At 64.9% G+C, this 24384-nt stretch carries 25 protein-coding genes; 14 read left to right on the top strand and 11 right to left on the bottom strand.

Annotated features, from left to right (window positions below):
• Window positions 1-13: 13 nt before the first annotated feature.
• A complete protein-coding gene (locus J2S32_RS13640; RefSeq protein ID WP_253522188.1) occupies window positions 14-670 on the bottom strand; it encodes a hypothetical protein in 657 nt (218 codons plus the stop codon).
• Between the two features lie 259 nt (window positions 671-929).
• Window positions 930-2096: a hypothetical protein gene (locus J2S32_RS13635; protein ID WP_253522187.1), complete on the bottom strand. Its 1167-nt coding sequence runs from the start codon at window positions 2094-2096 to the stop codon at window positions 930-932.
• A 544-nt stretch (window positions 2097-2640) separates the two neighbouring features.
• Between J2S32_RS13635 and J2S32_RS13630 the strand changes: the two genes are divergently transcribed.
• Window positions 2641-3045: a GFA family protein gene (locus J2S32_RS13630; RefSeq protein WP_253522186.1), complete on the top strand. Its 405-nt coding sequence runs from the start codon at window positions 2641-2643 to the stop codon at window positions 3043-3045.
• Between the two features lie 56 nt (window positions 3046-3101).
• On the opposite strand, the gene J2S32_RS13625 is transcribed toward J2S32_RS13630, so the two are convergent.
• Complete coding sequence (locus J2S32_RS13625) at window positions 3102-3599, bottom strand: RrF2 family transcriptional regulator (RefSeq protein ID WP_253522185.1); 498 nt, start codon at window positions 3597-3599, stop codon at window positions 3102-3104.
• Window positions 3600-3667: 68 nt separating this feature from the next.
• Between J2S32_RS13625 and J2S32_RS13620 the strand changes: the two genes are divergently transcribed.
• Complete coding sequence (locus J2S32_RS13620; RefSeq protein WP_253522183.1) at window positions 3668-4594, top strand: hypothetical protein; 927 nt, start codon at window positions 3668-3670, stop codon at window positions 4592-4594.
• Between the two features lie 136 nt (window positions 4595-4730).
• On the opposite strand, the gene J2S32_RS13615 is transcribed toward J2S32_RS13620, so the two are convergent.
• The 4 genes from J2S32_RS13615 to J2S32_RS13600 all read right to left on the bottom strand — a co-directional run bounded on the left by J2S32_RS13615 (window position 4731) and on the right by J2S32_RS13600 (window position 8374).
• Window positions 4731-5477 carry a hypothetical protein gene (locus tag J2S32_RS13615; protein WP_253522182.1) on the bottom strand — a complete coding sequence of 249 codons (747 nt, stop codon included), beginning with the start codon at window positions 5475-5477 and terminating at the stop codon, window positions 4731-4733.
• Between the two features lie 70 nt (window positions 5478-5547).
• Entirely contained in the window at window positions 5548-6345 is a 798-nt protein-coding gene (locus tag J2S32_RS13610; RefSeq protein ID WP_253522181.1) for a crotonase/enoyl-CoA hydratase family protein, read from the bottom strand.
• Between the two features lie 80 nt (window positions 6346-6425).
• Window positions 6426-7079 carry a winged helix-turn-helix domain-containing protein gene (locus J2S32_RS13605; RefSeq protein ID WP_253522180.1) on the bottom strand — a complete coding sequence of 218 codons (654 nt, stop codon included), beginning with the start codon at window positions 7077-7079 and terminating at the stop codon, window positions 6426-6428.
• 107 nt (window positions 7080-7186) lie between these two features.
• Window positions 7187-8374, bottom strand: a complete 1188-nt coding sequence (locus tag J2S32_RS13600; RefSeq protein WP_253522179.1) for an LL-diaminopimelate aminotransferase — start codon at window positions 8372-8374, stop codon at window positions 7187-7189.
• 135 nt (window positions 8375-8509) lie between these two features.
• Between J2S32_RS13600 and J2S32_RS13595 the strand changes: the two genes are divergently transcribed.
• From J2S32_RS13595 to J2S32_RS13570, 6 genes are all read left to right on the top strand, one after another.
• Window positions 8510-10375 carry a PHA/PHB synthase family protein gene (locus J2S32_RS13595; RefSeq protein ID WP_253522178.1) on the top strand — a complete coding sequence of 622 codons (1866 nt, stop codon included), beginning with the start codon at window positions 8510-8512 and terminating at the stop codon, window positions 10373-10375.
• 107 nt (window positions 10376-10482) lie between these two features.
• Window positions 10483-11232, top strand: a complete 750-nt coding sequence (locus tag J2S32_RS13590; protein WP_253522177.1) for a phasin family protein — start codon at window positions 10483-10485, stop codon at window positions 11230-11232.
• 208 nt (window positions 11233-11440) lie between these two features.
• Window positions 11441-11803, top strand: coding sequence for an ATP-dependent Clp protease adapter ClpS (gene clpS, locus J2S32_RS13585; protein WP_253522175.1), 363 nt, complete (start codon window positions 11441-11443; stop codon window positions 11801-11803).
• Between the two features lie 83 nt (window positions 11804-11886).
• The gene (locus J2S32_RS13580; protein WP_253522173.1) at window positions 11887-13107 is read left to right on the top strand and encodes an LptF/LptG family permease; all 1221 of its coding nucleotides are present in this window, start codon (window positions 11887-11889) and stop codon (window positions 13105-13107) included.
• 9 nt (window positions 13108-13116) lie between these two features.
• Window positions 13117-14214 (top strand): LPS export ABC transporter permease LptG, encoded by a 1098-nt coding sequence (gene lptG / locus J2S32_RS13575; RefSeq protein ID WP_253522171.1) that lies wholly within the window; start codon window positions 13117-13119, stop codon window positions 14212-14214.
• A complete protein-coding gene (locus J2S32_RS13570) occupies window positions 14211-14729 on the top strand; it encodes a GNAT family N-acetyltransferase (protein ID WP_253522169.1) in 519 nt (172 codons plus the stop codon). Before lptG ends, J2S32_RS13570 begins: the two co-directional genes overlap by 4 nt.
• A gap of 37 nt (window positions 14730-14766) precedes the next feature.
• On the opposite strand, the gene J2S32_RS13565 is transcribed toward J2S32_RS13570, so the two are convergent.
• Window positions 14767-15864: a fatty acid desaturase family protein gene (locus tag J2S32_RS13565; RefSeq protein WP_253522168.1), complete on the bottom strand. Its 1098-nt coding sequence runs from the start codon at window positions 15862-15864 to the stop codon at window positions 14767-14769.
• Window positions 15865-16011: 147 nt separating this feature from the next.
• Here J2S32_RS13565 and J2S32_RS13560 point away from each other — a divergent pair, with 147 nt between their 5' ends.
• Both J2S32_RS13560 and J2S32_RS13555 read left to right on the top strand, forming a co-directional pair.
• Window positions 16012-17175: an N-acetyltransferase gene (locus J2S32_RS13560; RefSeq protein WP_253522167.1), complete on the top strand. Its 1164-nt coding sequence runs from the start codon at window positions 16012-16014 to the stop codon at window positions 17173-17175.
• A gap of 126 nt (window positions 17176-17301) precedes the next feature.
• Window positions 17302-17733: a response regulator gene (locus J2S32_RS13555; RefSeq protein ID WP_253522166.1), complete on the top strand. Its 432-nt coding sequence runs from the start codon at window positions 17302-17304 to the stop codon at window positions 17731-17733.
• 232 nt (window positions 17734-17965) lie between these two features.
• On the opposite strand, the gene J2S32_RS13550 is transcribed toward J2S32_RS13555, so the two are convergent.
• Complete coding sequence (locus J2S32_RS13550) at window positions 17966-18712, bottom strand: Crp/Fnr family transcriptional regulator (RefSeq protein WP_253522165.1); 747 nt, start codon at window positions 18710-18712, stop codon at window positions 17966-17968.
• Window positions 18713-18855: 143 nt separating this feature from the next.
• Between J2S32_RS13550 and J2S32_RS13545 the strand changes: the two genes are divergently transcribed.
• A complete protein-coding gene (locus J2S32_RS13545) occupies window positions 18856-19647 on the top strand; it encodes a response regulator (RefSeq protein ID WP_253522164.1) in 792 nt (263 codons plus the stop codon).
• Window positions 19648-19736: 89 nt separating this feature from the next.
• Here J2S32_RS13545 and J2S32_RS13540 read toward each other — a convergent pair whose 3' ends face one another.
• Complete coding sequence (locus tag J2S32_RS13540; protein ID WP_253522163.1) at window positions 19737-21368, bottom strand: CHASE domain-containing protein; 1632 nt, start codon at window positions 21366-21368, stop codon at window positions 19737-19739.
• 228 nt (window positions 21369-21596) lie between these two features.
• Between J2S32_RS13540 and J2S32_RS13535 the strand changes: the two genes are divergently transcribed.
• Genes J2S32_RS13535 through J2S32_RS13525 form a run of 3 tightly spaced genes read left to right on the top strand, consistent with a single transcriptional unit; the run spans window position 21597 to window position 23630 of the window.
• Window positions 21597-21788 (top strand): NepR family anti-sigma factor, encoded by a 192-nt coding sequence (locus J2S32_RS13535; protein WP_253522162.1) that lies wholly within the window; start codon window positions 21597-21599, stop codon window positions 21786-21788.
• Window positions 21788-22393 (top strand): sigma-70 family RNA polymerase sigma factor, encoded by a 606-nt coding sequence (locus J2S32_RS13530; RefSeq protein ID WP_253522160.1) that lies wholly within the window; start codon window positions 21788-21790, stop codon window positions 22391-22393. The genes J2S32_RS13535 and J2S32_RS13530 overlap by 1 nt, the downstream gene beginning before the upstream one ends.
• A gap of 58 nt (window positions 22394-22451) precedes the next feature.
• A complete protein-coding gene (locus J2S32_RS13525) occupies window positions 22452-23630 on the top strand; it encodes an AI-2E family transporter (RefSeq protein WP_253522158.1) in 1179 nt (392 codons plus the stop codon).
• A gap of 57 nt (window positions 23631-23687) precedes the next feature.
• Here the strand turns inward: J2S32_RS13525 and J2S32_RS13520 are convergent, their stop codons facing one another.
• Complete coding sequence (locus J2S32_RS13520; RefSeq protein WP_253522157.1) at window positions 23688-24299, bottom strand: superoxide dismutase; 612 nt, start codon at window positions 24297-24299, stop codon at window positions 23688-23690.
• Window positions 24300-24384: the final 85 nt, after the last annotated feature.

The following is a 24384-nucleotide window of genomic DNA, read 5'->3' as shown; positions in this document are numbered from 1 at the left end:
GACACTGTAATTACTAGATAATTCCGCCCCTATCGGTGGGCGACACTTCGGCGGGCACCCCCGCCCCCTCTTCGCCCGGATCGGCGGCTTCCTCGCCATGTTCGGGCCGGTCCCCTTCGGCCTCGGAGAGTGCCTCGCGCTCCTCTTCGGCATCGCCCCGCCAGTGCGGCGGCCCGCGTTCGACCCGATCCGCGAGCGCGGCCAGATCGCCGGTTTCGAAGGCTGCTTCGGGCAGGAAATCGTATCTGGGCTTGCGCACCAGGCCCTGGCGCATGGCGAGCAAGGCCAGCGTCAGCCGTTCGTCATAGCGGCGCGAGGTGCCGACCAGTTCGCCATTATAATAATGCGGCACTTCGACCCCGTTGAGCGCACGGTCGAGCGCCGCCTCGGCAAGCACATCGAAGCGCGCCGCGAAGGCCGCTTCCCAGGCCCTGTCGAAAGGCGTCCCGCGCAGCCGCGCGCGCAGCTTGTAGGCCGATTGCCGCCCCATCCCCACCGCGCGCGCTGCAGCGGAGACATTATGCGTCGCGGCAAGCTCGCGCAGGAAGGCGGCCTGCCGCACGGGCGTCCAGCCGCCATGGCGCGGGTCGGTGGAAGTGGCGGGGAGCGATGCAGGCGCGATGTCGTCACCGGCCGGCACGAAGGAGGAAGGGTGCGGTTGGTCTGTCATCCGCAAGGTTAAGACAAATTCGGCGCGTGTAGGAAAGGGGGTTTGGGTAAGGGCCGGGACGTCGTCGAGCACTACCTGGTTGGATGCAGGTCCGGGCCGGCTTGCGCGCTGCGCAGACGCCTGGCTTGCGGGGCAGCGCCCCACAAGCCAGGCCCGGGACAGGCCGCCGGCGCCTTTGATGCCGGCGCAGGATGCGAAGGTCTTATGGTGCCGGCCCGGTAACCGTCTGCTGCGCGGCCCCACCATCGCGAGCCATAATCTACGCGGTCTGCAGTTGGTTGAAATAGTTCACCAGATCGGTCGTCTGGCCGGTGGCCAGCGCATCCTGCACGGCTTGCTGCGACATGCCCGGTTCGAGCTGCGCGTTGTTCACATTGATGTCGAGGATCAGGCTGCCCGCCTGGTTATAGGCATCTGTCCAGGCGGCGACGGCTTCGTTCAGATCGTCGGCGACCGCCTGATAGTTGCACGCCTGTTCATCGGCGATGGCGGCCTGAATGTCGTTCACAGCATTCGTCACCTCGTTGTCGAGCGTCTGCCATTCCGCCTCGACATTTTCGAGGTTCGACTGCACGTCGGCCGTCTGCGCCGCGAAATCTCCATATTGTTTCGCCATGCCCTGGAGCACCGCGACGTCTTGGGTGAGCCCGGTGATCTGGGCCTGCTTCGCTTCGATCTCCGCTTTGTCCGCCTTGATCTTGATCGCATCGAGGGCGATGTACGTGGTGGCCACCGCAACGACAGGCCCGAGCACGATCCAGACGAGCGCCCCGGCAGGCCACGCAGCGATCGTGGCGACCACACCGAGGGTAAGCGCGATGCCGTCGGCGATAGCGAGACCAACGATGGCCGCGGTCAGCGATTTGATATCCGCCTTGAGCTGTTCGATCGCGGTGTTCAGATCATCGATCTTCTGCTGATCCGCCCCGGCGTCGGCCGACGATTTGTTCGCGATCGTCTGCAATTGTTGCGCCATATCCGGCACCTTGTTCTGGTAATTCTGCACGGCCGAGAGCGTGCCCGAGACGAAGGCAAGCACCAGCGAGACCTGCGACTTGATGAGGTTCAGGTCCGCGGTCAGCGCTGATTTCGCACCCGCGTTTGCCGGGTTCTGGATCAGCGCTTGAGCCTGATTCCTCGCATCCTGCAGGGCGGCGGAAATGGTGGCGTTATAGCTCTGGACGCTGGCGGGGACGGTGAGCAAGCGAGCCATTACATTGTTGATCCAGTCGAGCGCGTCCGCCTGGGCGGCCTGGTGCGCGTTGACGAAATCCTGCCAGTCGGGAGGCAGGGTGTTCAGAACACCGAGTTGCGAACTGTAAACGCCGGTCGCTTCGTTATTCACGAAGATGACGCTTTGCTTATATGCGCTTTGAACATCGGCGATATTCCGAGCGCTATTGCGGAATGCGTGGTGAAGAGCCATTGCAACATCCTCCTGTTTGCCAGACCGACAAGATGAATCCAAATGATCAGGCGCGCAAACGAGCATAGAACGCGAACGCTCTGTGCAAAGTTCGCCTTTAAGTCGGCGTGGTTTTTTCTTTATACATTCGAATATTTACAGCGTCCACGGCATGACGCTTGTGCAGGGTAATTAAATTACGTCCAGAACGGCGGGATCTGTTCAATCATATACTTCCCGACTCGCCGGGCAATTCTCGATAGACGGGATGATTGCGCGAACTGGCCCGGCCCAACCGGGAAGCTTCGCGCTCGCCTCCGTGGACGCAATCACTGCCGTTGCAGCACGATCACTAGGTCCATTCCGGTCCCATTGCGGAACTTCATGCCGCCCGGTCAGCGCCGCGGCGACGGGGTTGGGCGGCTGCTGGGCGGAATTGGCCAACCCCGGGATGGCTTTCGAGGGTGAGCGAGAACGCGGCCCGGCACGCGGCGCATAGGTATTCCAGCGAGGAGGTGTCCGAATTCGGGTGCAAAACGCGCGCCGCCAGCGCTATCACCCGCGGATGATAAAAACGTCCTGCCTGTGCGGCCAGATCGGTCTCGAGCTGACAAAGCGACCCGAATTCATTCACGAGTGCAATTGCACATTGTGCAGCAAGACGGGTGCGCGCTGGGCCTATTTCCACCCTTCCGAGGTCACCGTTCACGGCCAGGCGCAGGGGTTCCGCAGGGCCGACAAGGACGAACCCAATGCCGAGGTTCAATTCTGTCCGACATGCGGCGCAACGAGCCATTTCGTGCTGACCGAGAAAGCCATCGCGGCTCACGGCAACACGATGATGGGCGTGAACATGTGGCTGGCCGATGCAGGCGACCTGGCGGGGATCGAACTGCGCCACCCCAATGGTCGCGACTGGTCGGGCGACGGCGACTTTACCTATGTGCGCGAGGCCCGATCGCTGGGGTAAGCTGAAGCGCCCGCGATCCGCGCCAGCCCCTGACCACTGCCCCCAACCCCTACGGGTCAGCCGCGCATCCGCACATTGCCGGAAATCCACGCGCCTGCCCGGGCGGTTTTTTCGGGGCCCAGCTGCGCGGCCACCGCACCTGCCAGCGTCGCGAGATCGACTTGCGCCAGGCTGGAGCGATAGGCTTCCTCCGCGCGCCAGAACCCCGCGGCGATATTGCACGGCACTTTGCAATCGGCGGGCTTGCTGGCGCAGGGACCGTTCTGGCGGATCTCGCTGCAGCGGAACATCGGCTCGTCACCGTCGACCGCCAGCAATATGTCGAGCAGCGTGATTTCTGCGGGCGCGCGGGCGAGCGTGTAGAACCCGCTCCTCCCGCGCCCGCCGGTGACGATTCCCGCGCGCGCCAGCGCCTGCATCTGCTTGGCCATATAGGGCTCGGGTAGCGCGTGGAATTCGGCCAGCGCCGACAGCGGCAAGCCCTTGTCGGGCCACAGCGGCACCAGCAGCGCGCAGGCATGGCCTGCCCATTCGACGCCTTTGTTGATCCGCATGCCCGACATTCCTCTTGCGCGGCCCCCCTTAAATGGATATTCGATATCCGGATATAGGGAGTCCGATAATGTATGGCAAACCTGACGCGCTCGACCGGCTGGTGCAAGCCCTGCTGGCGCTCGCCGCGCTGTTCGCACTGGTCTTCGGGCTGTTCATGCTCGCCGACCCGCTCGGGTGGTACCAGTTCGTGGACACGGTCAAGGCAAGCGGTCCGGCCAATGCGCATTTCATCAGGGATATCGGGCTCGCCTATCTCGTTTCGGGCGCGCTGATCGCTTTTGCCGCGGCCAATCCGGGGCTGCGCTGGGGCAGCGCGCTGGCGGGTGCGCTGTGGCTGGGCGCGCATGGCGTGCTGCATATCTACGAAGTGCTCACCGGGATCTGCGGCCCCGGCATCTTCTGGCGCGACGCGCCCGGCGTGCTCGGCCCGCCGCTGGTGGTGCTGGTTGCGATGGCGATCCAGCTGGGCCGCCAGCGCGTCTCACCCGTTCCCCTGCCCAAAGGCGTTTTCATCAACGGGATGAGGCGGATGGTGGGCGACGCCGAGCCCTATTACGACGATCTGTCCGCTGCGGGCGGCTTCGCGGTCGAGAAATTCCAGCACTCCATGCTGCTGGCGGGGCACTATTACCATGCGCCCAAAGAGTTGATCCACATGGCCCGGCTCGGCTCCACCCGCGCGGAGGATTGCGGGCCCTGCGTCGAGATCGTCCGCAATTTCGCGCTGGCCGACGGCATGGACAAGGACCGGTTGCAAAACGCGCTGATGGGCAGACCCGAAAGCGAAGCCGATGCGCTCGCCTTCGGCTTTGGCGAGGCCATCGCCAGCGGCGATATCCTGCGCGCGGCGGAACTGGGCGAAGAGATCGAGGCGCAGCATTCGCGCCCCGTCCGCACCGAAATGACGCTCGCCGCAGCCAGCGGCAGGCTGTTCCCCGCGATCAAGCGCGGGCTCGGCTATGCCTCGGCCTGCGCTATCCCGCGGGCGGGGTGATTGGTGGGTGCGGGAAGCGGAGAGCTACGAACCGAATTCGTCCCGTGATATGGAGAATGCCGAAGTCAGTCTGACGTTCTGGCGTTGCCGCGATTGCGCGCGTCGCGGGCCATCAGCGGCAGAAAGACGGCGCGATTCATCTGTACAGCTCCGTGCTGAAATCACCGTGAGTAACTAGATTGATCAACTGGGCCTCGTCTAAATAGCGGGACCCGCTGGGCTTCAGACTCGCGTGGTGACGCCCGTGCGCCTCCAACCACCCCAGGCGCCGCTCAATCCCAGCGGTCAACGGGTCGTCTGTCATCTGAACGGTGATGCGCTTGAGACTGATCCCTTTGCCGAAAGTCGCGGCCAAATCGTCAGGATCGACCTCTTCGACACTGGTCGGGTCGTCGAGATCGCCGAAGGTTACCAGCATCGGATAGGCCGAGCGTTCCTTGAGATGTCCGACCGGTGGGAATGTCCGAGGCAGGACGATTTCGCCCTTGAGCAAGAGCATGTTGTCGAGCTGTTGCGCGAAGGTTTCGCTGTCGAGGTGGGGGGCGAGCGTCTGCATGACATAGGATGCCCAATCGACATTGTTGTCCGACCGCAGCAGCGCGAACAGCGTCTTTCCGCCGGGCAGATCGACCGCCACCGCTTCGCCCCGCACGCGACGCTCCACCGCCATATTTGCCGGGCTGGAGCCGGCGCGCACCAGGCGCTGCTTCACTTCGATCACGCTCGATCCGGTCTTCAGGCCCTCGGGCGTCTCCACCTCGACCGTGAGGCGATAGCGATAGTCGGGCGCGGTATCGTCCGAAGCGCATGCTGAGGTTGCCAGTGCAAGGCAGAGCATGACCCATCCGGACATGCGGCGAATGATTTGGCCGAATTGCTGCATAGCAGTGTGCCTAGGCGCAGATCCTCATGGCTATGTTAACGCGCGCAGCCAGAGCGGCGCCCCCGCTCCGCTAGACGTCGGTAAACACCGGCGCGCGTTTCTGCATTTCGGCCATGACCGCCTCGATCTGGTTGGGCTGGCGGATGATGCCGTCCTGCTCTTCGCTCTCGGCCAGCAGGATCGCGTCCTCGCCCTCTTCGTGCATCACACGGAACAGCCGCTTGGCGCCGCGGATCGCCTGCGGGTTCTTGTTGGCGATGGTTTCGGCCAGCGCATTGGCCCTGGCCAGCGGGTCTTCCTCGAGCATGGTGGCAAAGCCGAGCTGGAGCGCTTCCTCGCCGATGAATTCGCGGTTGGTGTAGGTCAGTTCGCGCAAGGTGTCGTCGCGCACCAGGCCGCGCCACAGCGCATAGCCGCCCATGTCGGGGACGAGGCCCCATTTCATTTCCATCACCGCCATGCGCGTCTGCGGGTGCACCACGCGGATATCGGCGCCGCTGGCGATCTGCAGCCCGCCGCCGAAGCACACGCCGTGGACCGCGGCGATGACCGGGACGGGGCACTTGCGCCAAGTCATTGCGGCTTCCTGCGCGCGGTTGGCATTGCCATGCGTCCGCTCGGCCAGCGCGGCCGAGCCCGCCGGTTCGCCGCCGAAGCTCGCGGTATCGAGACCCGCGCAGAAGGCACGGCCCTCGCCCGACAGCACCGCCACGCGCAGGCCCGGCATGTCGCGCAGCGCCTCGCCCGCGGCCAGCACCGCCTCGAACTGTGCCGGGTCCAGCGCGTTCATCTTGTCGCCGCGGGTAAAGCGCACCTGCGCCACGCCATTGTCGGCCAGATCGATGGAAACGCGGTCGTTGAAATTCATGGCAGTGCCTCTCTTCCGAAATTATCCCTTGGCGCCTTGGTAGCCATCGGGCGGGACAAGTCCAGTTGCGCCGCGGGCGATCACGCAGAACGGGCGAGCGGCGGGGCGACGCCGTCAGCCGCCAGCCGGTAGCCACCCTCCGGGTGCGTTTCGACCAGCCAGCCGCAGCGCGAGACGTGGAGCTTGGCGCGCAGCCGCGAGACATGCACTTCGAGCGAATTGGTTTCGGGCACGTGGTCGAGCCGCCAGACATCGCGCAGCAATTGCGCGCGCGTCACCTGCTGACCGGGGGTTTCCGCCAGCCGCCAGAGCAGCGCGAATTCACGCGGATGGAGGCCGAGCCAGCGACCGTGCAGCCGCCCGTCGCGGTGGAACAGGTCGAGCAGCACGGGGCCGGCCTGGATGCGCCGCGGAAGACCCGCCGCCTGGCCATGGATCCGCGACAGCCGCGCATCGAGTTCGACATGCGCGACATGGCTGGCAAGCGCATCGCCCAGCCCGTGATCGAGCAGCCGTGCGCGTTCCCACGCATTGTCGACGCCGACCGCAACGATCCGCCCACGCGCCGCCAGTTCGCGCCAGTCGCCCGGCCTGCTGGCCGCGCGCCAATCGAGCATGCCGGGGAGCCCCCCGGTCTCGCGCGCATGCTTCATCGACCAGTCCGCCAACCGCAAATCCCACCGGATCGGAACAATCGGGCTGGTCGACAGCCATACGAATGTCGGACCCCTCACGAATCGACCCTCTCGGTACTCCGATATGAGTCGCAGACTAAGTAGAGGAAATCGTTTGCAAACCGGGCTGGCGCGGAGATGCGCCCGATCCGGATGTATCTCTGGCGCTAGCGGCGCGCGTGTTCGGCGAGGAACCGCTTGATGTTGCGCGCGGCCTGGCGGATGCGCTGCTCGTTCTCGACCATGGCGATGCGGACATGGCCTTCGCCTTCCTCGCCATAGCCGACGCCCGCCGCGACCGCGACATCGGCATGCTCGAGCAATTGCTTGGAAAACTCGAGACTGCCCATTTCCTCGAAGCCCGGCGGCAGCTTGGCCCAGGCGAACATGCTGGCGGGCGGCGAGGGAATGTCCCAGCCGGCGCGGGCGAAGCTTTCGACCATCACGTCACGCCGGTGCTGGTAGCGCGCGCGGTTTTCCTCGACCACGTCCTGCGGGCCGTTGAGCGCGGCGCAGGCGGCCGCCTGGATCGGGGTAAAGGCGCCGTAGTCGAGATAGGACTTCACCCGCGACAGCGCGGAGATCAGCGTCGGGTTACCGACCGCGAAGCCCATCCGCCAGCCGGCCATCGAATAGGTTTTCGACATCGAGGTAAACTCGACCGCGACGTCCTTGGCGCCGGGCACTTCGAGGATCGAGCGGGTCGGCTTGCCGTCGTAATAGAGTTCCGAATAGGCGAGGTCGGACAGCACCCAGACCTTGTTTTCGCGCGCCCAGGCGACCAGCCGCTCGTAAAAGGCGAGATCGACCGTCTCGGCGGTGGGATTGCTGGGATAATTGACCACCAGCACCGTCGGCCGCGGCACGGTATAGGCCATCGCGTTGTCGAGCGCCTTCCAGTAGTATTCGTCGGGCGTGGTCGGCACGCTGCGGATCGTCGCCCCGGCGATGATGAAGCCGAAGGTGTGGATCGGATAGGACGGGCTGGGCGCCAGCACGACATCGCCCGGTGCGGTGATCGCGGTGGCCATCGACGACAGGCCTTCCTTCGACCCCATCGTCACCACCACCTCGCTTTCGGGATCGAGTTCGACCTCGAACCGGCGGGCGTAGTAATTGGCCTGGGCCTTGCGCAGGCCGGGGATCCCCTTCGATTGCGAATAACCATGCGCGCTGGGCTTGGCGGCGACTTCGCACAATTTGTCGATCACATGCTGCGGCGGCGGATGGTCGGGATTGCCCATGCCGAGATCGATGATGTCGCGTCCCGCGCGCCGCGCCGCATGCCGCATCGCGTTGACTTCGGCGATGACATAGGGCGGCAGGCGCTTGATACGGTAGAATTCGTCGGACATCGTGGCTCTTTCGGGCTGTAGGCGAGTCACACTGATTACCTATTCATCATGCAGGTGCAATCGGCACGCGTGCATGCGGCGGCGGAATATCCTATCGTCCCCCCAACAGACGCTTGGCAGCAGGCAGGAGCGATGATGACCGACGACGGCCCCGATCCCTTCACGAACATGTTCGAAGCCCCGGCCAAACTCGCGCGGGCGCTGTTCGCGCCGCTGACCGAAGCGACCACCGGCACGGCGCTGAAACCCGAAGACATGCAGCACTGGGCCGAAGTCGGGACGAAGCTGCAGGGCATGTGGCTCGAATACCAGACCGAGCAGCTGGGCGATCCGCAGGCCTTCGCCGCCTATTTCGATCCGGCGCGCTGGATGCGCATGGCCGATGACTGGTACCGCCAGATGCCGCTCGCCGATCCCGCGCGGCAGCAGGCGCTGATGCAGGAAGGCATGGCGCTGTGGCAGCAGGTGCTCGGGCAATACGGGCTCAGCCCCGAGGGGCAACCGGTGGCCGAGGGCGACCCCGACCTGCCGCGTTCGGACCGCCGCTTTGCCGACCCGCGCTGGCGCGCGCACCCCGCCTATGCGCTGATCCACCAGACCTATCTCTTCCTCGCCGAACGCGTTGCCGAGATGGTCGACCGCATGGAGGGCCTGTCGGACGAGAAACGCGAACAGCTGCGCTTCACCACCCGGACGATCACCGAGGCGGCGAGCCCGTCCAATTTCCCGCTGCTCAACCCGGTGGTGATGGAGCGGACGCTGGAGACGCGTGGCGACAATCTGGTGCGCGGCATGGAACACCTGCTCGCCGACCTGCGGCGCGGGCAATTGAGCCACACCGACGACAGCGCCTTCACGCTGGGCGAGAACATCGCCGTGACGCCGGGCAAGGTCGTGCACGAAACCCCGCTCTACCAGCTGATCCAGTATTCGCCGACCACCGACACGGTGATGGAAACGCCGCTGGTGATCTTCCCGCCGTGGATCAACCGCTTCTACATCCTCGACCTCAACCCCAAGAAAAGCTTCGTGCGCTGGGCGGTCGAACAGGGCGTCACCGTATTCATGGTCAGCTGGAAATCGGCCGATGCAAGCATGCGCGACGTGGTGTGGGACGATTACGTCCGCGCGCAGATCGATGCGATCGACCATATCCGCGCGCGGCTGGACGTGCCCGCGGTCCACGCGATCGGCTATTGCGTGGCGGGGACCACGCTCGCTGCCACGCTTGCGCTGCTCCACCGCCGCGGCGAGCAGGACAAGGTCGCGAGCGCGACCTTCTTCACCGCGCAGGTCGATTTCGAGAAAGCGGGCGAGCTGCTCAATTTCGTCGACGATCCGCAACTGGGCGTGGTCAAGGCGATGACCGCCGATGGCTATCTCGACGGGCGGTACATGGCGGCGACCTTCAACCTGCTGCGCGGCACCGATCTGATCTGGAACTACGTGGTCAACAATTACCTGCTGGGCGAGAATTACCCGGCCTTCGACCTGCTCCACTGGAACGGCGATGTGACCAACCTGCCCGCCAAGTGGCACGAACAATATCTGCGCGATCTCTACCGCGACAACCGGCTGGTCGAAGCGGATGCGCTGAGCGTCGACGGCACTCCGATCGATCTCGGGCTGGTTGCGACCCCGGCCTATATCCAGGCGGGCAAGGAAGACCATATCGCCCCTGCCGAAAGCGTCTGGCGGATGACCGACCATTTCACCGGCCCGCTCAAATTCGTACTCGCCGGCTCGGGTCATATTGCCGGCGTGGTGAACCCGCCCGAGGCGCAGAAATACCAGTACTGGACCAATGACGCCGCGCCGCGCAGCCTGCCCGAATTCCGTGAAGGCGCCGCCGAACACAAGGGCAGCTGGTGGCCCGACTGGATCGAGTGGCTGCGCGCACAGGATGGCGCGACGGTGCCCGCCAAGGGCAAGCGCAAGCCGGGGGGGCGCGGCGACACCGTGATCGAAGACGCGCCGGGACGCTACGTCGCCACGCGCTAACGCGCGCACAAACGCGCCGATCCGCTTTATTGTGCACTGCACAAATCTGCTTGACTTCGCGGTTGCAATGCCTATTTTGTGCACTGCAACAAAAGTGAGGTTTCCCCATGGCCGAGAGCCCGAGCAAGAGCGATGCCGCCGCCACGGTGAGCACCACGAAGGTCGCGCAGGCCGTCGATGGGGACCAGGCGGCCCCGGTGAATACCGCAAAGGTCGCCGAGGCGGTTGCGAAGCCCGCCAAAGCGGCGCCGAAGAAGGTCGCGGTGAAGAAAGCCGCACCGAAAAAGGCCGTCGCCAAGAAGGCCGCCCCGGCAAAAAAGCCGGTCGCTGCCCCGACGTCCAAGGCTGCCCCCGCGAAGGCCGCTGCTGCCCCGACCACCCCGATCCCCCAGTTGAAGGAAACCATCATGGCCACCGCCAAGAACGACACCACCACCGAATACACCGCCAAGGCCCAGGAACTGGCCGCCGACATGCAGGCCCGCGTCAAGTCGGCCTATGACAAGGGCACCGAGATGACCAAGGAAGCCGTCGCGTTCCAGAAGGGCAATCTCGAAGCGCTCGTGGAATCGGGCAAGATCCTTGCCAGCGGCATCCAGGACATGGGCCGCACCTGCGTCGAGGAAGCCAAGTCGGTTGCCGAGACCACGCAGGACGACGTCAAGAAGTTCGCCGCGATCAAGTCGCCGACCGAGATGTTCCAGCTGCAGGGCGAGATTGCCCGCCGCAATTTCGACGCGATGGTCTCGACCACGTCGAAGAACACCGAAACCATGCTCAAGCTCGTCAACGAGGCGTTCGCCCCGATGTCGAACCGCATGAGCCTTGCTGCCGAAAAGGTCGGCAAGGCCGCCTGAACGGCGTCAACCAGCTTCAATTCCGCCGGGCTCTCTCCTCTCTCCCTCGCTCGGTGAAATTGGATACCGTGGGCCGGATGGTATTTGCCATCCGGCCCTTTTTCTATCCTTCTCCGCCCTCGCCGCGCGCGGTTCCCGCCGCGCAATCGGCAGCGCGCGCCGCTCGCGGCTTGCGATTTGGCGATGCGATACGATATTGGGCTCCGCAATGACCGAGATTCTGCCCCCCTTCCCGATCTGCGCTGCCGACGACAATGACGACACGCGCGAAGGCGAGGGTCAGGTCGGCATTGCCACCAAGACCCGCGCCAAGCCCAAGAAGCCGAGCCAGTACAAGGTGCTGCTGCTCAATGACGATTACACCCCGATGGAATTCGTCGTGATCGTGCTCAAGCGCTTCTTCAAGATGGATATGGAAGAGGCGACCCGCGTGATGCTGCATGTCCACCAGAAGGGCGTCGGCATCTGCGGGATCTTCCCCTATGAGGTCGCCGAAACCAAGGTGCACCAGGTGATGGATTTCGCGCGCCAGAACCAGCACCCGCTGCAGTGCACGCTCGAGAAAGCCTGAGCCCCGCGGCGCGGCACAAGGGACATGACCTGCGCCGAAAAGCGCGCTAGGGCGTCCGGCGAAAATAACTGACCGGCGACACCTTGCTCAGATTCCTGCCCGCCATAGATCGCTATATCTTCCGGCTCGTGATCGTGCCGATGCTTTCGGTGTTCGCCATCGCCGCTTCGCTGCTCGTGCTCGACAAGATGCTGCGGCTGTTCGATTTCGTCGCGATCGAGGGCGGACCCGTGGGGGTCGTGTTCAAGATGCTGATCGCGCTGGTGCCCGAATATGCCAGCCTCGCCATCCCGCTGGGCCTGCTGCTCGGCATCCTCCTCGCTTTTCGCAAGCTGGCGACATCGAGCGAACTCGATGTGCTGCGCGCGGTCGGGCTCGGCTACGGGCGGCTGCTGAGGGTGCCGTACGCGATCACTGCAGTGCTGATGATCGTCAATGTCGCGCTGGTGTTCTTTATCCAGCCGGTCAGCCGCTATTATTACGAGCAGATGGAATACGAGCTGCGCTCGGGCGCGCTCGGCGCCTCGATCAAGGTCGGCGAGTTTACCACGCTGGCGGATCGCATGGCGCTGCGGATCGAGGAAAGCGAAGACGACGGGCGCCGCCTGAAGGGCATCTTCGCGCGCGTGGCAAACGACCAGGACCAGGTGCTGTCGATCTCCGCCAAGGAAGGCGCCTTTCTCGCCACCACCGACAGCCCCGACACGATCATCCTGCGGCTGACCAATGGCACGATCGTCCAGGACACGGGCAGCCAGACGCCGCGCGTGCTGACCTTCACCCGTCACGATCTGCCGATCGATCTGCCCGCGATCGAGCAATTCCGCGACCGGGGCGATGCCGAGCGCGAATATATCCTGCCCGAACTGCTCCGCGTCGGGTGGAGCGACGAGCAGCCCGACGACAAACGCGATGCCAGCCAGGCGAGCTTCAACTTCCGGCTGGTCGAAGTGGTGATGATGGCGCTGCTGCCGCTGCTCGCCGTGGCGCTGGGCGTGCCGCCCAAGCGATCGACCAGCGCGCTCGGCGTGTTCCTGTCGATCATCATGGTGGTCGCCTATCACAAGGTGAACCAGTACGGCGAGGATATCGCCGCGCTCGGCCGGCTCGACCCGTTCCTTGCGCTGTGGGGGCCGTTCCTGCTGTTTGCCGCGCTGATCGGGTGGATGTACTGGCGCGTTGCGCATGTCCCCGGCGGACAGGCGATCGGGGCGCTGGAAATCTGGTTCGACAAGGTCGCCAAGCGGATCGGGCGGCTGTTCCGCCGACGGCGGCTCAAGATCGACCTCGCAGCCGCCGAATAGCAGGAACCCATGCAGCTCGACTTCTTTCCCTCGCGCACGCTGACGCTGTATCTGGCGAAACTCTTTGCCGTGCGCATCGCGGCCATGCTGTTCGTGCTGGTGCTGGTGCTGATGATGCTCGACCTGCTTTCGAGCAGCGGCGAAATCCTCGCCGTGCCGGGTAACGGGCAGGGCGAGCTGCTGACCTATGCGGGGCTGCGGATACCGCAGCTGATCTCGCGCTTCCTGCCCTATTCGGTGCTGCTGGCGACGCTGATCACGCTGGTGACGCTCAACCAGAACAGCGAGGTCATCGCGATGAAGGCGGCGGGGCTATCCGCGCATCAGGTGCTCGCGCCGCTATTGCTGACTGCGGGGATCGTGTCGCTGGTCACCTTCGGGTTCAACGAACGCGTGGTTACCCGCGCAACCGCAACGCTCAAGGCGTGGGAAGCGGTCGATTTCGGCCCCATCCCGACCGACAGCCGGGTGCGGACCAATATCTATCTGACCGACAACGGCAATATCCTCACCGCCGCCTATCTCGCCGGTACGGGCGACGCGATCGCGATGCGCAAGGTCACGTGGTACCAGCGCAATGCCGAGGGGATGATCGTCGAACAGGTGCAGGCCGATACCGCGCGCTATGCCAGCCCCGGCTGGCAGCTCGAGGGGATCACCCGCTTCAGCGTGCAGAACGCAGTGACCGAACGGCCTGCCACCATGGTGGTGGGCGAAGGGCTGACCCCCGACCAGATCGACCTCGCCAAGATCGACCCAGATACCGAACCCTTCTGGACGCTGACCAGCTCGATCGCCGAATTCGAGCGCGCGGGGCGGCGAACCTCCGAATTGCGCGCCAAGTGGTGGCACAAGATATCGGGGCCGCTGTCGGCCTTCCTGATGCCGCTGCTCGGCGCGGTCGCCGCCTTCGGGCTGGCGCGGTCGGGCCAGCTGTTCGTGCGCGCGGTGATCGGGATGGCGCTGGGCTTTGCCTATTTCGTGATCGACAATGCCGCGCTCGCGATGGGCAGTTTCGGCGGCTACCCGCCCTCGCTCGCGGCCTGGGCGCCGTTCTTCCTGTTCCTGCTGATCGGCGAGACGGTGCTCATCCGCACCGAGGAATGAGCGAGTTTTCGATTCGGCTGGCGCGAAGCGAGGATGCCGAGGCGTTCCCCGCTGTCGAACGCGCCGCCGCAGTGCTGTTCGCGGACGATCCCGATTGCGCGGAGATCGATTTCGATGCGGTTCGCTCCGCCGCGGACTATCGCCGGCTGATTGCGCGCGGCCATTGCCTGGTCGCCGAAAGGGGTGAGCGGATCGTCGGTTTCCTCGCCACGCAGCCATGCGGCCGCGAACTGCATATTTGCGAAATGGATGTCCATCCCGGCTGCCAGGGCCAAGGCATCGGCGCGGTCATGCTGCGTGCCTGCCTGATCGATGCGGGCAATGCGGGTTTCCGCGCGGTGACGCTGACGACCTTCCGCGACCTGCCGTGGAACGGTCCGTTCTACACGCGGATCGGCTTTGTCGAAGTGGAGGACCTGGCCGCACATCCCCGGCTCGCCGAGGAAATCGCCGCCGAGATCGAGGCCGGACTGCCCGCCCAGCGGCGCATCGCGATGATCCACTTCCTCGGCTGACAGGCGCGCTACCGGGCGGCGCCGGCGCAGCGCAGGATCAGGCGCGCGGGCGCATGGTGTTGCGCGCGATGCGGGCGACCAGCACCCCCATCCCGGCATGGTTCGCGCCGTGGTAGCTCGAATCGGTCGCCAGCTCGCCCACCAGGCGGCGGTGCGCCTCGGGCAGCGAGTGATAGGGCATCGAGGGCATCAGGTGATGCAGCGCGTGATAGCGCAAGCCCACCGGCGCCCAGATTTCGGCGATCCGCCCGGGCGGCGGGACATTGACGCTGTCGAGGAACTGCGCGGTGACGGTCATCGCCTCGCCCTCGTTCTCCCACAGATGCGCGACCAGCGTGCGCAGCTGGTTGAGCAGCGCGACCACCGCGGCGACCGCGAAGGCCACCAGCAGCGGCTTCCAGCCGAAGGCGAACACGCTGGCAATCAGCGCCCAGCCCCAGACCATGCCACCCACTTCCTGCCAGAACACGCGCGGACGCAGATCGCCTTCGGGCGGACGGCGGCGGAATTCGGGATTGATCGCGAGCGCGCTCAGCCGCTGCCACGTCAGCCGCCGGATCGGCGGGACGATCGCGCCCAGCGGGACCAGCACGGCAAAGCGCAGCAGCAGCGCTGCGGGTGCCAGCAGCGCGACCAGCACGAACACCGGCAGGCTCCACGGCTTCATCAGCGCGAGCGGGAGATATTCGGGGTCTTCGATCGTGCCATATTGCGTGCGTTTGTGGTGCAGCGTGTGGACGCCTTCATACATGAAGGACGGGGTCAGCATGGGAATGCCGACCAGCACGTTCCACGCGGTGCGGAAGCCGGGCAGAGTACCGTTCCGCAAATGCGAGATCTCGTGGATGAACAGCAGCGCGCGATACAGCGCGAGCACCGCGACGCCCGCCAGCAGGATCGCCAGCGGCAGGCTGCCGGTCAGGATCGCGCCAGCCAGTGCGCCATAGCCGACCAGCGCCGAACCGACCATGTCGGGCCAGTAGATGTCGGCGCGGTGCGCGGCGATGTCCTTGGTCAGGTCGCGCGCGGCGCGCAGCATCGTCTTGTCGTCGGGAATCTGGGCATGCCAGCCCGATCCCGCGTCGCGGCGCGAAAGCAGGTCGGCACTCGAAATGCTGGTTTGTTGCACGGTCATAATCGAATTTCCTGGGAGGCCCCTAGCCGAAAACACGCGCGCGATACAGCGCGCGCTGTCGATCATAGTGATCGCTGCCTTGGCTTCCTTGACAAAGAACAGCTAGCGCACACAGGGCTAATCCAAGCTGAACGAGAGTGTGCGTGAATGTCTGACGGGAATGTGGTGGTCGAACCGGTCGAGGGCAAGTCGGGACGGGCCGAATTCGTCGACATCGGCCGCGCCTTTGCCGCGCGCGAGCCGCATGCGGTGCCGCAATTGCGCTCCGAACAGCTCGAACTGGTCGACCCGAACAAGAACCCGTTCTTCGGCCACGCCTCGCACCAATTGTTCGTCGCGCGCCGCGGCGGCACGGCGGTGGGGCGGATCTCTGCGCATATCGACCATCTCGCGCTCGAACTGCCGCGCGAACAGGGTTTCGGGCCCGGCGCGGGCATGTTCGGCTATTTCGATGCCGCGGACGAGGCGGTCGCGCATGCGCTGCTGCGCACGGCCGAGGACTGGCTGCGCGGCCAGGGCATGGACCGCGCGATTGGACCGATCTCGATGTCGATCTGGGAAGAGCCGGGCCTGTTGGTAAAGGGGCAGGATCACGATCCGATGATCATGATGGGTCACCATCCGGCGGCGTACCAGCACTGGATCGAAAGCGCTGGCTATGTCCGCGAGAAGACGCTGCTGACCTACCACCTCGATGTGACGCATGGGTTCCCGCCGCTGATCCAGCGGATCGTGCAATCGGGCCAGCGCAACGACCGCATCACCGTGCGCCCGATCGACATTTCGCGCTGGGACGAAGAGGTCGAGACCCTCCTGACCATCCTCAACGATGCGTGGTCGAACAACTGGGGCTTCGTGCCCTTCACCAATGCCGAGATCGCCTATGCCGGCAAGAAGCTGAAACCGATCATCCATCCTGAACTCAACATGGTTGCCGAACTCGACGGCAAGCCGGTGGCTTTCATGCTGACCTTCCCCGACGTGAACGGCGTGCTGCGCAAGGTGAAGGGCCGACTGCTTCCGTTCGGCTGGTTCCACCTGCTGCGCTGGATGCGCAAGCCGATGGACGCGGGCATGCGCGTGCCGCTGATGGGGGTGCGGCGCGAATTGCACAATTCGCGGCTGGCGAGCCAGCTGGCCTTCATGATGATCAGCCAGATCCGCGAAACCGCGACCACGAAATACGCCACCACGCGGGCCGAGATCGGCTGGATCCTCGACGACAACCAGGGGATGAAGGCCATCGCCGATGCGATCCAGAGCAGCGTCAACCGCGAATATGCGATCTACCGCAAGGCGCTGACGACCTGATCCCGGCCTTCTGTCGCAATTGCGCCACGGTCCACGCCTGAACGCCATGCGCCGGGAACTGTGCAAGGCCTTGTCCCGTTGGCAGAACAGACGCGGCATCCTTGTCGCGGAGCCATGCGAGAACCGATGACGCAGCCTTCCCAGACGGTCTCAGCCGAGACATTGCCGGACCACGTGCTTGTGGTGGAGGATGACGCTGTCCTCGGCATGGTTCTGGAACAGGCGCTGCTCGATGCGGGCGTGGCGCAGGTCGCGCTGTCCTCGTCCACCGAACAGGCGATGCAGCATTTGCGGCAGGAACGGCCCGGGGCGATCGTGCTCGACGTCCATCTCGCCGATCGCGACGATGGCTGGGCAATTGCCGAGCTGGTCCGCACGCTTGGCCCCAACAGCCCGCGGATCATCTTCTCGACCGGCGCGCCGCAGGACATCCCCAAGGATATCGCGGCACTCGGCTGTACGCTGGAAAAGCCTTATGATGCCGAAGTGCTGATCGATGTGCTGCGGCAACCCAAACGGCGCGGGATCATCTCGCGCCTGCGCGGCGCGCTGCGCTAAAACCCCATCCTTTTCCCGATTTCAGCCCGCATGCGGAAGACCGCGCTGTCGTCGAAGATAGGCGCCGGACAGAAAAAAGGCCTCCGTTGCAGTGCAACGGAGGCCTTTCGGGATCGTATCACCAGCCGCTTGGACGGGAGGGGGGGTCTCGGCGGTGACATAGAGAATACGCGCCGCCAAAAAGAGGGTTCCCACGCCGGTCCATTTTTTTTGGGACCTGCAAAAAACCGCGTCAAATGAACGGCCTGCACGTCTCTTTTTCGCGATCGAATTGCGCGAAGTCGGCCGCCCGGGCGAGGTCGGGCACATGAATTGTGCGCGATTTCCAGTCGACCAGCCCTTCGCGGTGGAGCTGGCGCACGGTGCGGTTGGTATGCACCAGCGACAGCCCGAGCATGTCGGCGATCTGCGCCTGCGTGATCGGCAGCGAGACGATATTCTGGTCGCCGGCGAGGCAGGTCGCCTGCGCACGGTCGAGCAACCATACCGCCAGATAGGTCACCCGCTCGCGCGCGCTGCGCTGGCCGAGCGAGACGATATGCCCTTCCAGCGCCGCTTCTTCTTGCGCGGCGAGCCAGGTGATATCGTAGCCCAGCCGCGGGTGCTCCGAGATCAGGTCGATGAAATCGCCGCGCTTGAAGCGGCATAGCCGCGCATCCACCAAAGCCTCGATCGCATGGTTCGACGGGGCATCGAACGCGCCCTGCAAGCCGACGAGATCGCCGGGGAACATGAAGTTGAGGATCTGCCGCCGTCCGTCGGCGAGCGTGCGCGAGCGGATCAGCACCCCGTCGAGCACGGTATAGAGCCGGTCGTGCGCGGTGCCCTCCTCGATCAGCGTATCGCCGCGCAGGAGCCCGACCTCGCCGTCCTTGAACCGCTGCATATAGGTGAGCTGATGCTCTTCCAGCGTTCTCAGGCCCGGACAGGACTGGAGCGGGCAGTTCCGGCAGGCGATCGGATCGGCAATCTCGTGCAACGCACGATCTCCTTGAGGCAGCGAATTGCGCGCGGGATGCGCCCCAACAACCGGGTTTGTCAAACCGCAGCTTGCAGGCCGCCGACTTGGAACCTACTGCCCCACGGGACGTTAGAAGCGCGCACCTTAAGGAAGGGGTCTAAATGTCACTTGGTGATCAGATTGCTCGTAACTTGCCGTACCTCCGCCGCTATGCGCGCGCGCTGACGGGTTCGCAGGCTACGGGAGACGCATTTGTCCGTGCCACGCTTGAAGCCGCTCTGGCCGATAGCGAACTCAAACAATCGCTCGAAGGCGGCCGCGTGCCGCTGTACCGGGCCTTCAACAAAGTCTGGTCGAGCGCTTATCTGGATGTTCCGGAAAACGTCGGCGACGACCGCCACGAAGGCGCCGCGCAGGACCGGCTGAAATCGGTTACGCCGCTCAACCGCCAGGCGCTGCTCCTGACCACGCTGGAGGACTTCTCGTCCGACCAGGCGGGGGAAATCATGGATATGGCAGCCGACGACATCGAGCGCCTGGCGCAGGAAGCCATTTCCGAGATCGACCGTGAATCGTCGACCAGCGTGCTCATCATCGAAGACGAGCCGCTGATCTCGATGCAACTCGAAGACCTCGTGTCCTCGCTCGGCCACGAAGTCTGCGGGACTGCTGCCACGCGCACGCAGGCGCAGGAAGTGGTCGCGGAAAAGACCCCTGGTCTGGTGCTGGCCGATATCCAGCTGGCCGATGGTTCGTCGGGCCTCGATGCGGTGGACGATATCCTCGCCATCAGCAGCGTCCCGGTGATCTTCATCACTGCCTACCCCGAACGCCTGCTGACCGGTGACCGGCCCGAGCCGACCTACCTCGTCACCAAGCCGTTCCAGGAGCAGACGGTCCGCGCCGCGATCAGCCAGGCGCTGTTCTTCGGATCGAGCCGCCCGCTGGGCTGAGCGTCAGCCGATAATTGAATACGGTAAAGCCCGGGCCGCAAGGTCCGGGTTTTTCGTATCGGGCTTTGTCGTTTGCGACGTGGCGGCGGTCAGTTCCTGCGGCCGCCGGGGCCCTTGCGCCGCAATTCGAACTCGCTCGGCTCGCGCACCGGGACCATCAGCGTGCAGCGCACGCCTTCGGGATCGAATTTGAGCTCGACCGGGTGGCGCAGTTCATGCGCGACGATCTTCTCGATCAGATCGGTGCCGAACCCGCGCCGCTGCGGCTTGCCGACAGGCGGGCCGCCGCTTTCGATCCATTCGATCTTGGCCAGCGTATCGTTGAGCTGGCTCCAGCGTACCGACACGCTGCCCCCGGCAATGCTGAGCGAACCGTATTTGGCGGCATTGGTCGCCAGTTCGTGGATGGCCAGTCCCAGCGACAGCGCATCATTGGGCGCAAGCTCGGTATGCGGGCCGTCCAGCTCGAGCGTGTGATCCTCGTCGCGCACATAGGGCGCCAGTTCGACCTCGATCACCGAGCGGATCGGCGTGGTCCCCCATTCCGACTGCGTCAGCAGGTCATGCGTGGCGGATAGCGCACGGATGCGCCCGTCGAGCCCCTCGGCAAATTCATCCAGGTCGTCCGACCGGCGGCGAGTCAGCGAGACGATCGAGAGCACGTTGGCGAGCGTGTTCTTCACCCGGTGGTTGAGCTCGCGGGTGAGCGAATTGCGGATCGAATTCTGCTCCTCGAACCAGCTGATCGCCCGCCGGTCTTCCAGCGTCTGCTGGGTCAGCAGGCGCGATACGAGCATGAGCAGGCTGGCAACCGCAAGACCGAACAGCAGCGTAATCATCGACATCGAGGACAGCCCGGCCTCGCGCGTCGATTGCACTTCGAGCACCATCGCGCGGTTGGCGAGATTCACCTCGCGGGTCACGGCGGAGCGCCCTTCGACCCACCCCTCGCTCTGCGCCATCGACATGCGTGCAGGCGTCTCGCCATCGAGCAGCCGCGCACCGACCGCATCATAGCTCACCAGCTCGCCGGCCGAATCGAGGAACTGGGTGGCGTTGAACGGGCTGTAGATGAAGCCCTTGAGCCCGCGCGTATTGCTGAGCCCTTCGTAGACCGGCATATAGATGAGGAAGCCCGCCTCCCTGCCGCCACCTTCCTGCACCAGCACGATCGGGCCGCTTGCGGTCGGGCGGTCGTTGGCCGCCGCCAGATCCATCGCCGCGCGGCGGATCGGTTCGGCATACATGTCGTAACCCAGCGCGCGGCGGTTGCGGACGGTGTCGGGCTGGAGATAGAGAATCGGCGTCAGCATGTCGCGCGGCTGCTCTTCGAGCGTGGGGGAAACGCGCTTTTCCTCGACCCGGCTGACACCGAGACGGTTCTCGAAAAGCTCGACCTCGCCCGCCTCGATAACCGGAGCCCAGCCGATCCCCTCCGCACCGCGATAATTGGCATCGAGCCGCAATTCGGAGACGAACCGCCGGAACAGTTCTGGCGTCACCTCGTCCTGCGTCGACAGCAGCGCCGCGCCGGCGCGCAGATAGGCCGAGCTGGTATAGGCACGGCGCTCGATCGCCGAGGTCATCGCCTGCGCCTTGCGCGCGACATCGGCGGCATCGCGCTGCTTCTCGCCCCGCTCGATCGCAAACACGCTGAGCACGGTGATGCCGGTCACGAGGATGAAAATCAGCACCGGGATACCGCGCGGATAATCGATCAACCAGCGCCGTCGGCGTCCCTTGCGTTGGAGTTCTTCGCTGACCAGCTTCTTGTCCCTGTCGATTTACCCGGCGTTATACTATGCCGCGCGGCGGGTTTGGTTCCATTTTGCAACTTGCGGGAACCCGCATATGATCCGTGCGTTGTGCGAAGCACATCCGGGATCGTCGCTCTCGCTAGCGGGTACAGCCCCTAGCGAGAACCATAAGAGGGTACTACCTTTCAAGTCATGAAGTCCGACACACCAAAAAAACCGCAGCGGTCGACCGCCGGCGGACCGCCCCCGAGTTCCGGCGCAGGTGGCCGCGGCAAGGACCCCGATTGGGCCAATGGCCTCAGGCAGCTGTACGATTCGGTGGTCGAAGAACCGCTGCCCGACAGTTTCCAGAACCTGCTCGACCAGCTGGACGCCAAGTCCTGATGGCCGCCGGGGAACGGACGGCATCCGATGCAGCCGATTTCAAGCGCGAGCTGACCGAGGTGGTGCCGCACCTGCGCGCATTTGCGCGCGGCCTGTGCGGACGCGCCGACATGGCCGACGATCTGGTGCAGGAAACGCTGCTCAAGGCCTGGGCGGCGCAGGAGCGCTTCCAGCCCGGCACCAGCATGCGCGCATGGACCTTCGTGATCCTGCGCAACGCCTATCTCACCGACATGCGGCGCAACCGCTTCCGCGGCGAATATGACGAGACGGTCGCCGAACGCGTGCTGACCGCGCCGGCCGGGCAGGAGGAACCGATCCACCTGTCCGACATGCACCGCGCGCTGCTGACGCTGCCGCCCGAACGGCGCGAGGCGCTGCTGCTGGTGGGTGCAGGCGGGTTTTCCTACGAGGAAGCCGCGACCATCTGCGACTGTGCCGTGGGCACGATCAAGAGCCGCGTCGGGCGCGCCCGCGCGGCGCTCAACTCGATGCTCGCGGAAGGGAACATCCCCAAGCGCTCGATCAACGACCACGCTGCCCACCGCGCGATCCTCGAGGAACTCGACGAAGTCGCCGCGGGCCAGGGTGGCAGCCGCAGATAGAATAACTTCGTCGCTGGGCCGCTTGTCACGATTTGCCGCGCAAGGCAGATAGATGGCGATGAGCGACACCCAGCCTTCCGAACAGAGCGCCCCGCCCGCCCCCGCGCGCCGGTCGCGCAGGCTGGCCTTTGCCGAACAGGAACTGCGGCTGATTTCGTCGCTGGTCCTGCTGATCGGCCTGGGCCTGTTCCTCGCGCTGCCCTTCGTACTGTCGATCGGCTCGGTGGTGTTCCTGCCGGTGGTCACCGCGCTGGTGCTGACCGTGATCCTGTCGCCGCTGGCGGATAAGCTGAACGGCTGGGGCCTGCCCAATGCCCTTGCCTCGCTCACCGCGCTGCTGTTCTTCTTCGCGATCCTGCTGCTTGCGCTGGCGCTGATCCTGCAACCTGCGGTCGCCCTGTTCGACGATGTTCCCGCGATGGCGCAGGGCGTGATGGCGCGCTTCGGCGAATTGCGCGAGCGCTTCGCCTGGGTCGCCGCGCTCAATGAACAGCTTGGCGCGCTGATGAACAGTGACGGCACGCGCGAAGTGGTGCTGGCCGCGCCCAGCCTGCTCGAACAGGTCGCCTTCGCCACGCCGAGCCTGATCATCGAGACGATCCTGACACTGCTGATGGCTTATTTCATGATCGAAGCGCGCGTCCGCCTGCGCCAGCGGCTGCTGTTCGGCCGGGCCAGCTTCGGCACCAGCATCAAGGCCGCGCGCGTGATCCGCGAAGTGCAGGACCGGGTCGCGGCTTATATACTCACGGTGGGCTGGATCAATGCGATGGTCGGGCTGGTGGTCGCACTGGGCGCCTGGGCGCTGGGCGTCGATGCGCCGATCATGTGGGGCGGGCTCGCCGCGCTGCTCAATTTCCTGCCCTATGTCGGCCCGATCGTGATGGTCGCCCTGCTCGGCCTGTTCGGGATCGGAACGACCGAAACGATCGTGCTCGGCCTGGTGCCTGCGGCCGCCTATCTCGCGCTGCATACGGTCGAGGCGAATTTCATCACCCCGTCGATCCTCGGCGCGCGCTTCACGATGAACCCGGTGATGATTCTGATCGCGCTGTCCTACTTCACCTGGATCTGGGGCGTGTTCGGCGCGCTGCTGTCGGTCCCGATCCTGCTGATGCTGACCGCGCTGTTCGACCATATCGGGCGGCCCAACCTCGTCGGTTTCATCTTCGGCGAACCCCTGTTCGCGACCAGCCTGTTCGACGAAGCGGACAAGACCGACACCCCCGCCCCATAGCAAGAGCCCGCCGCCATTGCTGGCGACGGGCCCGGTATTCATCAGCTGCCGTGCGGCTTAGCCGGGATATTTCCAGGTCGTGCCGCGTGCGAGATTTTCGCTCGCGAAGCTCCAGTTGAGCTTGCCGTTGACCGCATCGAGATAGGCGGGACGCGCGTTCTGGTGATCGAGGTAATAGGCGTGTTCCCACAGGTCGATCACGAGCAGCGGGTTCACCCCGTCGAGATCGGCCAGCGTGTCGCCGTCATGCGTTTCCTCGATCGTCAGCTTGCCGTCCTTGATGGCGAGCCAGACCCAGCCGCTGGCGAAATGGCCCGCGCCGCGTTCGGCGAGCTTTTCCTTCACGCCGTCGACCGAGCCGAAGACATCGTCGATCATGCTCTTGAGTTCGTCCGACGGGCTGGTTTCCGAAGGCGCCATCGAGTGCCAGTAGAAGCCGTGGTTCCAGCTCTGCGCCGAATTGTTGAACAGGCCCTGGTCGCTGTCGCGCGCCGAGGCGACCACCGCTTCGAGTTCCTTGCCCTCGAGGTCGGTGCCTTCGATCGCCTTGTTGGTCTTGTCGAGATAGGCCTTGTGGTGCTTGCCGTGGTGAAACGACAGCGTCTTGGCCGAAACCGCCGGTTCCAGCGCGGTGTCGTCGTAAGGCAGGTCGATCAGCTCAAAAGCCATGGATTGTCCCCTCTTGGGTTGGTGTGAATCAGTTTCCTACGCGTATCCCTAACGCCGCGATGGGCGCGTGGTTGCACATAGCGCC

Source organism: Qipengyuania citrea, from assembly GCF_024171405.1.
Classification (GTDB): Bacteria; Pseudomonadota; Alphaproteobacteria; order Sphingomonadales; family Sphingomonadaceae; genus Qipengyuania; species Qipengyuania profunda.
This window is presented reverse-complemented; position numbering and strand designations above follow the sequence as displayed.

Coding starts and splice junctions, on each gene's coding strand:
- J2S32_RS13640 (WP_253522188.1), bottom strand. CDS start 670: ATGACAGACCAACCGCACCCTTCCTCCTTCGTGCCGGCCGGTGACGAC.
- J2S32_RS13635 (WP_253522187.1), bottom strand. CDS start 2,096: ATGGCTCTTCACCACGCATTCCGCAATAGCGCTCGGAATATCGCCGAT.
- J2S32_RS13630 (WP_253522186.1), top strand. CDS start 2,641: ATGATAAAAACGTCCTGCCTGTGCGGCCAGATCGGTCTCGAGCTGACA.
- J2S32_RS13625 (WP_253522185.1), bottom strand. CDS start 3,599: ATGCGGATCAACAAAGGCGTCGAATGGGCAGGCCATGCCTGCGCGCTG.
- J2S32_RS13620 (WP_253522183.1), top strand. CDS start 3,668: ATGTATGGCAAACCTGACGCGCTCGACCGGCTGGTGCAAGCCCTGCTG.
- J2S32_RS13615 (WP_253522182.1), bottom strand. CDS start 5,477: ATGCAGCAATTCGGCCAAATCATTCGCCGCATGTCCGGATGGGTCATG.
- J2S32_RS13610 (WP_253522181.1), bottom strand. CDS start 6,345: ATGAATTTCAACGACCGCGTTTCCATCGATCTGGCCGACAATGGCGTG.
- J2S32_RS13600 (WP_253522179.1), bottom strand. CDS start 8,374: ATGTCCGACGAATTCTACCGTATCAAGCGCCTGCCGCCCTATGTCATC.
- J2S32_RS13595 (WP_253522178.1), top strand. CDS start 8,510: ATGACCGACGACGGCCCCGATCCCTTCACGAACATGTTCGAAGCCCCG.
- J2S32_RS13590 (WP_253522177.1), top strand. CDS start 10,483: ATGGCCGAGAGCCCGAGCAAGAGCGATGCCGCCGCCACGGTGAGCACC.
- clpS (WP_253522175.1), top strand. CDS start 11,441: ATGACCGAGATTCTGCCCCCCTTCCCGATCTGCGCTGCCGACGACAAT.
- lptG (WP_253522171.1), top strand. CDS start 13,117: ATGCAGCTCGACTTCTTTCCCTCGCGCACGCTGACGCTGTATCTGGCG.
- J2S32_RS13570 (WP_253522169.1), top strand. CDS start 14,211: ATGAGCGAGTTTTCGATTCGGCTGGCGCGAAGCGAGGATGCCGAGGCG.
- J2S32_RS13565 (WP_253522168.1), bottom strand. CDS start 15,864: ATGACCGTGCAACAAACCAGCATTTCGAGTGCCGACCTGCTTTCGCGC.
- J2S32_RS13560 (WP_253522167.1), top strand. CDS start 16,012: ATGTCTGACGGGAATGTGGTGGTCGAACCGGTCGAGGGCAAGTCGGGA.
- J2S32_RS13555 (WP_253522166.1), top strand. CDS start 17,302: ATGACGCAGCCTTCCCAGACGGTCTCAGCCGAGACATTGCCGGACCAC.
- J2S32_RS13545 (WP_253522164.1), top strand. CDS start 18,856: ATGTCACTTGGTGATCAGATTGCTCGTAACTTGCCGTACCTCCGCCGC.
- J2S32_RS13535 (WP_253522162.1), top strand. CDS start 21,597: ATGAAGTCCGACACACCAAAAAAACCGCAGCGGTCGACCGCCGGCGGA.
- J2S32_RS13530 (WP_253522160.1), top strand. CDS start 21,788: ATGGCCGCCGGGGAACGGACGGCATCCGATGCAGCCGATTTCAAGCGC.
- J2S32_RS13525 (WP_253522158.1), top strand. CDS start 22,452: ATGAGCGACACCCAGCCTTCCGAACAGAGCGCCCCGCCCGCCCCCGCG.
- J2S32_RS13520 (WP_253522157.1), bottom strand. CDS start 24,299: ATGGCTTTTGAGCTGATCGACCTGCCTTACGACGACACCGCGCTGGAA.